The sequence below is a fragment of the Salinicola rhizosphaerae genome (assembly GCF_014652715.1).
Classification (GTDB): domain Bacteria; phylum Pseudomonadota; class Gammaproteobacteria; order Pseudomonadales; family Halomonadaceae; genus Salinicola; species Salinicola rhizosphaerae.
Window position 1 is genome coordinate 514,355 of sequence record NZ_BMZI01000003.1, and the last position, 12,155, is coordinate 526,509.

At 64.3% G+C, this 12,155-nt stretch carries 11 protein-coding genes; 7 read left to right on the plus strand and 4 right to left on the minus strand.

Annotated elements, in window-relative coordinates:
- Positions 1–97: 97 nt before the first annotated feature.
- The 6 genes from IE125_RS08570 to IE125_RS08595 all read left to right on the plus strand — a co-directional run bounded on the left by IE125_RS08570 (position 98) and on the right by IE125_RS08595 (position 5,918).
- Entirely contained in the window at positions 98–1,036 is a 939-nt protein-coding gene (locus tag IE125_RS08570) for a metal ABC transporter substrate-binding protein (RefSeq protein WP_308430126.1), read from the plus strand.
- Positions 1,033–1,977: a manganese/iron ABC transporter ATP-binding protein gene (locus tag IE125_RS08575; protein WP_189444212.1), complete on the plus strand. Its 945-nt coding sequence runs from the start codon at positions 1,033–1,035 to the stop codon at positions 1,975–1,977. The genes IE125_RS08570 and IE125_RS08575 overlap by 4 nt, the downstream gene beginning before the upstream one ends.
- Entirely contained in the window at positions 1,974–2,876 is a 903-nt protein-coding gene (locus tag IE125_RS08580; protein ID WP_189444213.1) for a metal ABC transporter permease, read from the plus strand. The genes IE125_RS08575 and IE125_RS08580 overlap by 4 nt, the downstream gene beginning before the upstream one ends.
- The gene (locus tag IE125_RS08585) at positions 2,873–3,712 is read left to right on the plus strand and encodes a metal ABC transporter permease (RefSeq protein ID WP_189444214.1); all 840 of its coding nucleotides are present in this window, start codon (positions 2,873–2,875) and stop codon (positions 3,710–3,712) included. Before IE125_RS08580 ends, IE125_RS08585 begins: the two co-directional genes overlap by 4 nt.
- Positions 3,713–3,991: 279 nt before the next feature.
- Positions 3,992–5,131 (plus strand): N-acetylmuramoyl-L-alanine amidase, encoded by a 1,140-nt coding sequence (locus IE125_RS08590; RefSeq protein ID WP_189444215.1) that lies wholly within the window; start codon positions 3,992–3,994, stop codon positions 5,129–5,131.
- 190 nt (positions 5,132–5,321) lie between these two features.
- Entirely contained in the window at positions 5,322–5,918 is a 597-nt protein-coding gene (locus IE125_RS08595) for a phosphatase PAP2 family protein (protein WP_189444216.1), read from the plus strand.
- A 123-nt stretch (positions 5,919–6,041) separates the two neighbouring features.
- Here the strand turns inward: IE125_RS08595 and IE125_RS08600 are convergent, their stop codons facing one another.
- From IE125_RS08600 to IE125_RS08610, 3 genes are all read right to left on the minus strand, one after another.
- On the minus strand, positions 6,042–7,430 hold the full coding sequence (locus tag IE125_RS08600; protein WP_189444217.1) for a sodium:solute symporter family protein: 1,389 nt from the start codon (positions 7,428–7,430) through the stop codon (positions 6,042–6,044).
- Positions 7,431–7,535: 105 nt separating this feature from the next.
- Entirely contained in the window at positions 7,536–8,789 is a 1,254-nt protein-coding gene (locus IE125_RS08605; RefSeq protein WP_189444218.1) for a metal-dependent hydrolase family protein, read from the minus strand.
- Positions 8,790–8,961: 172 nt separating this feature from the next.
- The gene (locus tag IE125_RS08610; protein WP_189444219.1) at positions 8,962–9,891 is read right to left on the minus strand and encodes a LysR substrate-binding domain-containing protein; all 930 of its coding nucleotides are present in this window, start codon (positions 9,889–9,891) and stop codon (positions 8,962–8,964) included.
- A gap of 214 nt (positions 9,892–10,105) precedes the next feature.
- On the opposite strand from IE125_RS08610, the gene lldD reads away from it, so the two are divergent.
- Entirely contained in the window at positions 10,106–11,272 is a 1,167-nt protein-coding gene (lldD, locus tag IE125_RS08615) for an FMN-dependent L-lactate dehydrogenase LldD (RefSeq protein WP_189444220.1), read from the plus strand.
- A gap of 41 nt (positions 11,273–11,313) precedes the next feature.
- Here lldD and IE125_RS08620 read toward each other — a convergent pair.
- Positions 11,314–12,155, minus strand: an 842-nt coding sequence (locus IE125_RS08620; protein ID WP_189444221.1) for a LysR family transcriptional regulator, incomplete at its 5' end; no start/stop codon positions are given.

The following is a 12,155-nucleotide window of genomic DNA, read 5'->3' on the forward strand; positions in this document are numbered from 1 at the left end:
CCTTGGTTAATTTGAATCATCGGCTAATGATTCGCGCTCGAATCAACCCAATTTGTCGCTGCAGGACGCGAACCACTGCGATAGAGGAGAAGTCGAGGTGAAAGGGCATTTCCCACGTTCGGTGCTGACACGCGCCTTCGCTATCGCGCTCGGCGCGTTGACGTTCTCGTCATTGGCGGTGGCGCAGGACGGTGACAAGCTCAAGTCGGTGACCACCTTCACCGTGATCGCGGACATGGCGCAGAACGTGGCCGGCGACGCGGCCACGGTGGAGTCGATCACCAAGCCGGGCGCCGAGATTCACAACTATTCGCCGACGCCGGGCGACATCCTGCGCGCCCAGGATGCCAATCTGATTCTCTACAACGGCCTGAATCTCGAGCTGTGGTTCCAGCGTTTCTTCCAGCACCTCGACGATGTGCCTAGCGTGGTCGTCACCGACGGCGTCGAGCCGATGAGCATCACTTCGGGGCCCTACAACGGCAAACCGAACCCGCATGCGTGGATGTCGCCGGACAATGCGCTGATCTACGTCGATAACATCCGCGATGCCTTCATCGCACAGGACCCGGACAACGCCGATACCTATCGCGCCAACGCCGAGGCCTACAAGGCCAATATCAAAGCAGCGGTCGCGCCGATCCGTGCCGAACTCGAAGCGATTCCCGAAGAGCAGCGCTGGCTGGTCTCCAGCGAGGGGGCGTTCTCCTATCTGGCGCGGGACTTCGGCCTGAAGGAGCTCTACCTGTGGCCGATCAACGCCGACCAGCAGGGCACCCCGCAGCAGGTACGCAGAGTCATCGACGACGTTCGCGAGCACGACATCCCCACTGTCTTCAGCGAGAGCACCATTTCCGACAAGCCGGCCCGCCAGGTCGCCCGCGAGACCGGCGCCCACTACGGCGGTGTGCTCTACGTCGATTCGCTGAGCGAGCCCGATGGCGCCGTACCGACCTATATCGATCTACTCGAGGTGACGTCTCGAACCATCGCCGACGGCCTGACCGAAGGCGTCGCAGAAGGACAGGCGCGATGACCGATACCGACTCTCGAGCGTCATCGAGCGACGCACCGACGACCGCCACCCGGGCTTCGAAGGCCGCCGAAACCCGAGCGTCGGGTGGCGGTATCCTCGTGGACAACGCGACCGTGACGTATCGCAACGGCCATACCGCGCTGCGCGATGCCGGCTTCGCGATCCCGACCGGCACCATCACCGCCCTGGTGGGGGTCAACGGCTCCGGCAAGTCGACCCTGTTCAAGGCGATCATGGGCTTCGTGCGCCTCGCCCGGGGCGAGATTCGCGTGCTCGAGATGCCGGTAAAAAGTGCACTGAAGCAGAACCTGGTCGCCTACGTGCCGCAGTCCGAGGAGGTGGACTGGCAGTTCCCGGTGCTGGTCGAGGACGTGGTAATGATGGGCCGTTACGGCCACATGGGGATGCTGCGGATTCCGCGTCAGGCCGACCGTGACGCGGTCGACGCGGCGCTCGCCCGCGTCGATATGAGCGAGTTCCGCAAGCGCCAGATCGGCGAGCTGTCGGGCGGCCAGCGCAAGCGCGTCTTCCTCGCCCGGGCGCTGGCTCAGGATAGTCGCGTGATTCTGCTCGACGAGCCGTTCACCGGCGTCGACGTCAAGACCGAGGATCAGATCATCCGGTTGCTGCGAGAACTGCGCGACGAAGGCCGGGTGATGCTGGTATCGACCCACAACCTCGGCTCGGTGCCGGAGTTCTGCGACCGCACCGTATTGATCAAGGGCACCGTGCTCGCTCACGGCCCGACCGAGGAGATCTTCACCCAGAAGAATCTCGAGCGCGCGTTCGGCGGCGTGCTGCGCCACTTCATGCTCGACGACGATGGCAGCGAGCCGCGTCAGCCCTTCGGCGTCTTCACCGACGACGAGCGCCCGCTGGTCCTGCACAACGGTATCGCGGCGCGGCGCAGGCGCCATCGGGAAGAGACTCCCCCGCGATGAGTGTGCTCCTGGAACCTTTCGGCTACGGCTACATGGTCAACGCCATGTGGGTCTCCGCGCTGGTCGGCTGCGTGTGCGCCTTTCTCTCCTGCTATCTGATGCTCAAGGGCTGGTCGCTGATCGGCGATGCGCTGTCTCACTCGATCGTCCCCGGTGTCGCCGGCGCCTACATGATCGGCCTGCCCTTCTCGCTCGGGGCTTTCCTGGCTGGCGGGCTGGCGTCGCTGTCGATCCTTTTCCTCAACCAGCGCAGCAAGTTGAAGGAGGACGTGATCATCGGCCTGATCTTCACCGCGTTCTTCGGCCTTGGCCTGTTCATGGTGTCGCTGTCGCCGACGTCGGTGAACATCCAGACCATCGTGCTGGGTAACGTGCTGGCGATTTCACCCACCGACACGCTGCAGCTCGCGATCATCGGCGTCGTCTCGCTGGCCGTGCTGCTGGTGAAGTGGAAAGACCTGATGGTGGTCTTCTTCGACGAGAATCACGCCCGCTCGATCGGTCTCAATCCGGGATTGCTCAAGGGTGTCTTCTTCGTGCTGCTTTCCGCCTCGACCGTGGCCGCGCTGCAGACCGTCGGCGCCTTCCTGGTGATCTGCATGGTGGTGACGCCGGGCGCCACGGCGTATCTGCTCACCGACCGCTTCCCGCGCCTTTTAATCATCGCGGTCTTGATCGGCGCGCTGACCAGCTTCGTCGGTGCCTACGCGAGCTATTTCCTCGATGGCGCCACGGGCGGCATCATCGTCGTGCTGCAGACGCTGATCTTCCTGATCGCCTTCGTGTTCGCGCCCAAGCACGGCATGCTGGCCGCCAGGCGTCGGGCGGCCGCCTCGCTCAAGGCGAGTTCATCGGCACCGGCCACGACCGGCCACCGCATAGAGGAGTCGATCTCATGAGCCTGACCGAGTGGCTGCTCGCCCCGTTCCAGTTCGAGTTCATGGTCTACGCCATGGGTAGCGCCGTTCTGGTCGCGATTCCGATGGCCCTGCTCTCCTGCTTTCTGGTTCTCAAGGGCTGGGCGCTGATGGGCGATGCAATTTCCCACGCGGTCTTTCCCGGCGTGGTGATCGCCTACATCGTCGGCATTCCGTACGCCATCGGCGCCTTTGCTGCCGGCATGTTCTGCGCCGTCGCCACCGGGTTTCTCAAGGAGAACAGCCGCATCAAGCAGGATACGGTGATGGGCATCGTCTATTCGGGCATGTTCGGATTGGGACTGGTGCTTTACCTCGAGATCCAGTCCACCACGCATCTCGACCACATCCTGTTCGGCGATATTCTCGGCGTCGGCCCTCGGGATCTACTCGAATCCGCCGCCATCGCCCTGTTCACCGTCGCGGTGATTGGCCTCAAGTGGAAGGATTTCCTGCTTCACGCCTTCGACCCGACTCAGGCCCGCGCCGTCGGCCTGCGCACGCGGCTTCTGCACTACGGGCTGCTCTGTCTGATCTCGCTGACCATCGTCGGCGCGCTCAAGGCCGCGGGCATCATCCTGGCCATCGCGCTCTTGATCGCCCCCGGTGCCGTCGCGTTTCTGCTGACCCGGCGTTTCAGCATGATGCTGTGGATCTCGGTCGGCATGTCGATGGCAGTCGCGTTTTTGGGCGTCTACCTGTCGTTCTTCCTCGACAGCGCCCCCGCACCCACCATCGTGCTGCTCTATACGCTGGTGTTCGTGGCAGCCTTTATCCACTCGCTTCGCCAGACGGCGCGACGCGAAGCGCGCACCTGATCGGTGGCCGACCCTTGCGACGCCGATAAACATCATCGTCATCAGTGAACCGCGCAGTGACGGCGGCGTCCAACACGGCGGTCATGGGCGAAGGGTTTCGAGAATCTCGGCTCTTCATCCATGACCGTCACTTTTTGACTATGTTATAACGTTCGCTTGGTAACGATTTTCATCCTCATGTCAACAGGATTAACCTGTCGACGATGGCCGACAGTCACCAGCGGTCATCTGTCATCGACATTCACCGATCAGTTCATCGATCTTTCACGGACTCCCATCATGGACAGAAGGCGATTCATCACCACTCTCCTGGCCACCTGTTTACTCCCCAGCACCCGGGCACTGGCCAATCCACTCACGCCATTTACCCTCAAGGAAGACGACGAAAGCGCCAGCTTTGTCATCGAACTCGAGGGCAACAACGAACACAAGGTATTCACGCTCGACAACCCGCCCCGGGTCGTCATCGACCTCCCGCAGGTCACGCGGATCGCCCCGTCGACGGCTCCCAAGCAGCATGCGGGTATCGTCAAGGACGTGCGCACCGGCCACCGCGACGGTGGCATTCGCATCGTGCTCGATCTGAAGACGCTCAAGCAGCCCAAGACCCATATCCGCCAGCTGGATGCCAACCGCTCGCAGCTGATCGTCAGCATCAACGACCCCGACCCGCTGATGGCCGCCGTCACCGCCGAGGCGAAATCCCACAACGCACCGCGCAAGGCGATCATCGAGATCGACGCCGGCCACGGGGGCAAGGACCCGGGCTGCATCAGCGCCGATGACCATTACGAGAAGTACGTCGCCATGGGTGTCGCCGACTATCTCAAGGAACGGCTCGACAAGGACGACCGTTTCGAACCCTCGCTGACGCGCGACAGCGATATCTTCATCCCGCTGCACGAGCGCGTGCTGATGGCGCGCAACCATCACGCCGACCTGTTCATGTCGATCCATGCCGATGCGGCGCCGTCGACCAGCGCCAGCGGCGCTTCGGTCTATATCCTATCCCAGCACGGCGCCAGCTCGGCAATGGCGCGCTGGCTCGCCGAAAGCCAGAACAGCGCCGACCGCTACGCCTCGACTCGCGACAGCGAGATCTACTCGGACGACCCCGACGTACAGTCGGTGCTGATCGATCTCTCGATGCGCGGAACCGATGTCGCCAGCCAGAAGCTCGCGCAGACCACGCTCTCGAATCTCGGTGACGTGACCCACCTGCACAACGACCGCATCAACAAGGCGGCGTTTGCCGTGCTGAAGTCACCGGATATTCCCTCGATGCTGGTCGAGACCGGTTTCATGTCCAATCGCGGTGACTGCCAGCGTCTGCTGCGCAACGCCCATCAGCAGCAACTGGCCGAGGCGCTGCATCAGAGCGTGGCTGACTTTTTCGAGAAGAATCCGCTGCCGGCTTGAGTCACTGCAGCCTGACCGTGACCATCTCCGCAGCCAATGAGCTGCTCCGCCGACGTACCAGCGTCGGCGGTGGCCGACGGCGGCGTTCGAGTGATGACAAAAAGATGACGATTCCGTTACCAAAGCCTGCGCCACGAGCGTCGCCCGCGCAGTAGCATTGAGGTTTTCTGTCACGGATGCCGCACCGCTCATGGAAGCGCTCAATCTACGCCTGTTCGACTGGCTCAACGCGCCACTGCAGGCACCACATCTGGAGCTGGATCTCGCCTACACCCTGGCCATCTACGCCATCTATCTCGTTCCGCTGTTGATGATCGTCGGCTGGCTACGGCGTGACCCGACGCGCCAGCGGCTCGCGCTCCAGGCACTGCTCGCCTGCGTTCTCGCACTGGGCGTCAACGAAGTCATCGCGCTGCTCTGGCAGCATCCGCGCCCATTCGTCATCTCGGTGGGGCACACCTATCTCGATCACGCCCCCAACTCCTCTTTCCCCAGCGACCACATGACGATCATCTCGACGGTCGCGATCACGCTGCTGCTTTCGCGAGATCGCCGCCGCCTGGGCGTGGCGTTTGCAGCGATCGCCCTCGGCATCGCCTGGTCGCGGGTCTATCTCGGCGTTCACTTCCCGCTCGACATGCTCGGCGCCGTCGGCGTCTCGGTGATCGTCGCCAGCACCGTCGCGCTGACGGCCGACCGGTATCTTCCAACACTGCACACTCTCGCCAGAGCGATCCATCGCCGCCTGTTCGGCCCGCTGATCGCCCGCGGCTGGCTGCCGGAGTAGTCGCCGAAACGACAAGGCCAGATCCCATGAAGGGCATCTGGCCTTGCTGTACTCGCTCCCCGCATCGGACCCAGTGGCTCGGGTCTGGGGCTAGGTTTTGATGCCACGGTCGGCTGTTAAGGTCTATGCCCCGGCCGACACCGCCGGCTGACGTTTCCCGGCCAGGCTGACCGCGATCAACGTGATCGCTGCCAGCGGCATGGCGACCAGCACGCTATTCCAGCCCATCGGCTTGCCCAGCGGGATCTCCCAGATCAGGGTCACCGCCCCGCCGACGATCATCGCAGCGAGCGCTGCGGCCGGCGTGGCGCGTGGCCACAGCAGCGCGGCGAGGAATACCGGCGTGATCGCCGCACCGTACATGCCGTAGGAGTACATCTGCATCGCCAGCACGCTGGGGAAGAAAGCCCCCAGAATCCACGCCAGTACGCCAAGCCCGACGACCGTCAACCGATTGACCAGCAGCGCTTTGCTCGCGGGGATCTTGACCTTCATCCAGCCGCCGAGGATGTCCTGGGTCAGACTGGCGGAGGCGGAGAGCAGGTAGGAGTTACCGGTGGTCAACAGAAGCGCCACCAGGGAAGCGAGCAGCAGCCCGCCAACCACGGTCGGCAACCCCTGCTGGGCCAGCGTCATCATCGCCGTGGAGGGCGTGATATCCGGATACATTACCCGCGTGGCGCAGACCAGCAGCGTGATCAGGCCGGAGCAGACGATCGAGGCGATGACCAGGCCCATCGCAGCTTTCTTGGCCGTTGCAGGATCGCGCGCTGCAGCGAAACGCTGGAACAGGTTCTGGTCGCCAAGAATCAGCAGGAACAGCGGCAGGAAGTAACCCAGCGCCTGCCACGGCGAGAGCCCGCCGAGCAGCGTCTGATGGGTCGCCGGCAGCGCCGCCATCATGCCATCGAAGCCGTCGAGCCGAGTCAGGACCAGCGGCAGCGCGATCAGCATGCTACCGAAGATGATCACCGCGCTGAGATAGTCGGTATAGGCCACCGACACCAACCCGCCCATGGTCGCCAGGCCAATCATTACCAGCGCGGCGATCAGCACGCCCTGCCAAACCGGCAGTCCGAACGCGAGGTTGAGCGCCTGACCGGCGCCGGTGAACTGATACGAGACGATCCCGACGTAGGCGAGCAGGATGATCAGCGCCGCGATCGAGCGCGCTGCCGGCCCGAATCGCGCTTCGATCAGGCCGGGAATGGTGGTCGCCTGCGAGCTGCGCATCTTGCGCGCCAGCAGGAAGTAGACCACCAGCGCCGCAATCGGCGTGCCGGCGAAGAAGAAGATCGCCGCGCCGGGACCGTGCTGGAACACGAAGCTGGCGCCACCGACGATCGAACCGGAGCCGACGAAGGTCGCCAGCAGTGTCGCGGTCAGCACGATCGTCGAGAGCGAGCGGCCGGCGACGATGAAATCGGTGTCGTCGTGAACCTTGCGGCGCGAGAAATAGAGGCCGATGACGACCATCAGCACGAGATAGGCGATAACGAAGAAAGCCTGCATGGCAGCAGTCTCCTGAGTTCTGTTGTGGTTGTTATGCGTGCAGTTGTGATGCGTATGCGTGTCACCAGGCGGTCGCGACGACTGACGGCGACCGCCCGGGCAGGCTCAGTGCGTCAGTCGATCCTTCACCGCCACGCCGCCTTGCAGAATCAGCGAAAGGTGCTCGCCCTGCCCGGTTAGCAGGCGCATGTCCTCGAGCGGATTGCCGTCGACCACGATCAGGTCCGCGTGGGCGCCAGGCGCGACGCAGCCGATCTCGCCCTCCATGCGCAGCAGCTTGGCGGCGGTCGCCGTGGCGCTGCGAATGACCTCATGCGGCGGCAGAACCTGGGAGCGGATCACGAACTCCTCGGACTGATGCGGATGCATCTCGCCGAGCAGGTCGGTGCCGTAAGCCATTTCCAGGCCCGCTTCGCGCATGATGACCAGACTCTCGAGCCCGGCCAGGCGCACGTCGTCGATCTTCTCGACCGACTCCGGCTTGAGCCCGTAGTCCGCGCCCTCGATCTTGAGTCGCTCGTAGGTCACCAGCGTCGGACACGCCATGGCGCCGCGCTCGGCGGCGAGCTTTGCCGTCTCCCGCGTAATCAGGTTGCAGTGCTCGAGCGAGTGAACACCCACCTCGACCGCGCGGCGAATCGCCTCATCGGTATAGAGATGCGCGCTGACGTAGGTCTGCGCGTTGCTGGCTTCCTCGACGATGGCTTTCAGCTCGTCGACCGAGAAGCTCAGGAAATCGATCGGATCGCTCGGCGAGGAGACGCCGCCGTTGGCCATCACCTTGATGAACTGCGCGCCGCTCTTGATCTCCTGACGCACCGCGCGGCGGACCGCGTCGATGCCGTCGCAGATGCGCCCCATCGACCCCAGACGGCGGGACTGATACTGATCGTCGCGCTCGTCAAAGAAACCGCGGTAATCGTTGTGGCCACCGGTCTGGCAGAGCGCCTTGCAGCACACCACCAGCCGCGGGCCGGCAAAGTGGCCTTCTGCCACCGCCTGCTGAATGCCACGGTCGGCACCGCCGACGTCACGCACGGTCGTGAAGCCGCGCTCGAGCATGCCCTTGAGAATCGGCGTGGCACGGGCAGTCACCAGCGAATCCGGCAGCAGCATGTTGGCGCCGAGATCGGCGGTCGTCGCGATGACGTGTACATGGCAGTCGATGAGGCCGGGCATCAGCGTGCGGCCGGTCAGATCGATGACGCGAGCCTCCGGCGCCTCGATCGGCGACTCGGAGACCTGCACGATACGGCCACCCTCGATCAGCACGTGAACGCCGCGACGCGGCTCAGCGGCACTGCCGTCGACGAGGTCGGCGTTGGTCAGCAGCAGGGGACGGTCGGAGAGATCGCTCATGGGGTAGTCTCGTGAAACGTTATTGTGATTGGAGAGTCGTGATTGGCGCGCTTGATGGAGGCGCCATGACTGGCGACAAACGACTTTCACGAGACTACTGGCGAGCCGCGAGACCGGAAAAGCGACAAAAACGCATGTCAGCATGCGCTCGGCGCATCAATGGCCGGCAGGTTCAGCTACCAGGTGCACGCTCGAGCAGCCAGCGCTTGAAGCGGCGCGTGGCGGCATTTTCGTGACGCTCCTCGGGCGTGATCAGGTAGTAGCCACCGCCGTGCGCCGCCCAGTGATCGGAGGCCCACACCAGGCGACCCCGTTCGACCTGGCTGTCGATCACATGACGCCAGCCGAGCACGATGCCTTGCTCCTGTACCGCCATCTCTACCAGTGCCGGATAGTTGTTGAACACGACGGTGCTCGCCCCGCCTGTCAACGTGAGGTCGTGGTAGCGAAACCAGTCGCGCCAGGAAACCCAGAGACTCTGTGCGTCTTCGAGCGCCAGCAGCGTCTCCGCCAGCAGATGCGCTGGTTCCAGCCTGGCGTCACCGGCAATTCCATGGCGGTCGCGGCAGGCATCGAGATAGCCCGGCGCACAGACCGGAAAGACCTGCTCGGGAATCAGCTGCGCCGTCTCGTAACTCGAGAGCGTGGGTGTCTTGAGATAGTAGAGCGCGATATCGAACTCGAACGCCGAGAGCAGCGACACGCCATCGCGCACCACCAGTCGCAGATTGACGTCGGGATGCTCGCGGCGGAACTGCGCCAGTTTAGGTGCCATCCAGAACTGCGCCACGCCGGCAGTACAGGCGATGGTCAGCTCGTTCTCGCCGGTGCTCTTCATCACCTCGGCGGTGGCCTGTACGCAGTCATCGAGAATCGAGCGCACCTGCAGCGCGTACGTCTCGCCGGCACGAGTGAGAGTCAGTTGGCGCTGCTGGCGCACGAATAGCTTGCGTCCGAGAAACGCCTCGAGATGGACGATCTGACGGCTGACGGCGCTCTGGGAGAGATTGAGTTCGACGGCGGCGCGCGTGAAGCTCATGTGCCTGACCGCCGCCTCGAAGGCGATCAGCGAATTGAGCGGCGGCATGGGGGACATGCGCATGGGAAAACTCCGACCGATGACGCGAGGCCTCAGGATAAGCCATCTGCGGCCGCATTGGCCCTCTTGGCGGTGTGTCGCCTCTCCAGGATCGACACGGGGGGCTAAGACTTTAGCCGCAAGCCGATTCAACTCCAACGCGGCTGCAGGGCATGCTGACGGACTACGCTTGAATCAGCACCCGGTTTTTACCTCAGCCGCTCTCGATGGGACGCCGATGATCATCTCCAGCCCGAACGATTACCGCGAGGCCGCGCGCCGCAAGCTGCCCCGCTTTCTTTTCGACTATCTCGACGGTGGCGCGGTCAGCGAAAAGACACTCACCGACAACGTGACCGCGCTGAATGCGCTCTCGCTGCGTCAGCGTGTCTTGCAGGGCGTCGGCGCGCCGACGCTCGACACCGACGTGCTCGACAACCGCTGGGCGATGCCGGTGGCGCTGGCACCGATCGGCGCCTGCGGTATGTATGCCCGCCGCGGGGAGGTGCAGGCGGCGCGGGCAGCCAGCGAGGCTGGTATTCCCTCGACGCTCTCCACCGTCTCGGTCTGTGCCATCGAAGAAGTCGCCGCCGGCGCCAGCGGCGAGCTGTGGTCGCAGCTCTATGTGCTGCAGGACCGCGGCTACATGCAGAACTCGCTCGAGCGCGCCTGGGCCGCCGGCATGAAGACGCTGGTCTTCACCGTCGACATGCCGGTGCCCGGCACGCGCTATCGTGACCGCCACTCCGGCATGTCGGGGCCCTTCGCCGCCAGTCGCCAATATCTACAGGCGATCACGCATCCCCAGTGGGCGTATGACGTCGGCTACAAGGGGCGACCACTCTCGTTCGGCAACATCGAGGCCTATACTCGGCGCACGATGAAGATGGACGACTACATGGGCTTTCTCGGCAAAAACTTCGACCCATCCATCGCCTGGGCGGACCTGGAGTGGATTCGCGAGACGTGGAAAGGAAAGCTGATCATCAAGGGCATTCTCGACCCGGAAGACGCCCGCGACGCGGTGCGCCTCGGCGCCGACGGCATCGTCGTTTCCAACCACGGCGGTCGCCAGCTCGACGGCGCCGCCCCGACGGTGCGCGTGCTGCCGGAGATCGCCGAAGCGGTCGGTGACGACCTCACCGTGCTCGCCGACTCCGGCATCCGTTCAGGGCTAGATGTGGTGCGCATGCTCGCCTCCGGCGCCAAGGGCGTGCTGCTCGGCCGCGCCTACATGTACGCCCTCGCCACCGACGGCCAGCGCGGTGTCGCCAATCTGCTCAGGCTGATCGCTGCCGACATGAAGGTGACCATGACCCTGATCGGCGCCGGTTCGCCGGACAAGATCGGTTCGGAGCATCTGCAGCGCGTCGACCGGGTCGTCTCCGGCAAAAGCGCAATCTAGGCCATCGCTGAGCGAGGATCGAGCCAGCCCTGCCGCGAACGCTATGGCGGCACGGCCCGCTCGCGCACGAAGTCGATGAATGCCCGCAGCGGTGCGGGCACGAGCCGACGATCGGCGTAGTAGAGATAGGGGCCGGGAAAACGTGGCCACCAGGGCTCGAGCACCGGCACCAGCGCACCGCTCTCGAAGTAAGGCCGCAGCCACTGCTCGAACAGCATGATCAGGCCGCAGCCTCGAACGGCCGCGTCGACGCCCAGATCGACACCGCCGCCGATGCTGATCTCCAGCGGCCCGGCGGGTTTGATCCGGATCAGTTCATCGCCGCGCTCGAACTCCCAGTCGGGACGATTGCCGTTACCGAAGCGCCCGCTGATGCAGGCGTGCTCGAGTAGCGCATGGGGATGCGTCGGCGTGCCGCGTCGGGCCAGGTAGGCGGGCGAGGCCGCCAGCGCGAACGACTGCTCGCGCGGGCCGATAGGTACCGCGATCATGTCCTGCTCGAGGCGCTCATCATAGCGAATACCGGCGTCGTAGCCCGCCGCGAAGATATCCGACACGCTGCTGTCCGCCATCACCTCGACGTGAATGTCCGGATAGGTCTGCAGAAACGCCGGCAGAATGTCCGGCAAGACCAGTCGCGCGGCGCTGACCGGCACGTTGAGTCGCAGAGTCCCCGAAGGACGATCGCGAAAGCCGTTGACGGCATCGAGCGCCTCCTCCATCGCGCCGATGGCCGGGGCGAGCCGAGTGATCAACGCCTGGCCCGCTTCGGTCGGTGTCACGGCACGCGTGGTGCGATGAAAAAGACGGACGCCGAGCGAGGCTTCGGCCCGGCGTACCGCATCGCTCAAGCGCGAAGCGCTGGTCGACGCGAGCCGGGCGG

Excerpts from the sequence above, each read along its gene's own strand:
- IE125_RS08575 (WP_189444212.1), top strand. The coding sequence starts at position 1,033 with ATGACCGATACCGACTCTCGAGCGTCATCGAGCGACGCACCGACGACC.
- IE125_RS08580 (WP_189444213.1), top strand. The coding sequence starts at position 1,974 with ATGAGTGTGCTCCTGGAACCTTTCGGCTACGGCTACATGGTCAACGCC.
- IE125_RS08585 (WP_189444214.1), top strand. The coding sequence starts at position 2,873 with ATGAGCCTGACCGAGTGGCTGCTCGCCCCGTTCCAGTTCGAGTTCATG.
- IE125_RS08590 (WP_189444215.1), top strand. The coding sequence starts at position 3,992 with ATGGACAGAAGGCGATTCATCACCACTCTCCTGGCCACCTGTTTACTC.
- IE125_RS08595 (WP_189444216.1), top strand. The coding sequence starts at position 5,322 with ATGGAAGCGCTCAATCTACGCCTGTTCGACTGGCTCAACGCGCCACTG.
- IE125_RS08600 (WP_189444217.1), bottom strand. The coding sequence starts at position 7,430 with ATGCAGGCTTTCTTCGTTATCGCCTATCTCGTGCTGATGGTCGTCATC.
- IE125_RS08605 (WP_189444218.1), bottom strand. The coding sequence starts at position 8,789 with ATGAGCGATCTCTCCGACCGTCCCCTGCTGCTGACCAACGCCGACCTC.
- IE125_RS08610 (WP_189444219.1), bottom strand. The coding sequence starts at position 9,891 with ATGCGCATGTCCCCCATGCCGCCGCTCAATTCGCTGATCGCCTTCGAG.
- lldD (WP_189444220.1), top strand. The coding sequence starts at position 10,106 with ATGATCATCTCCAGCCCGAACGATTACCGCGAGGCCGCGCGCCGCAAG.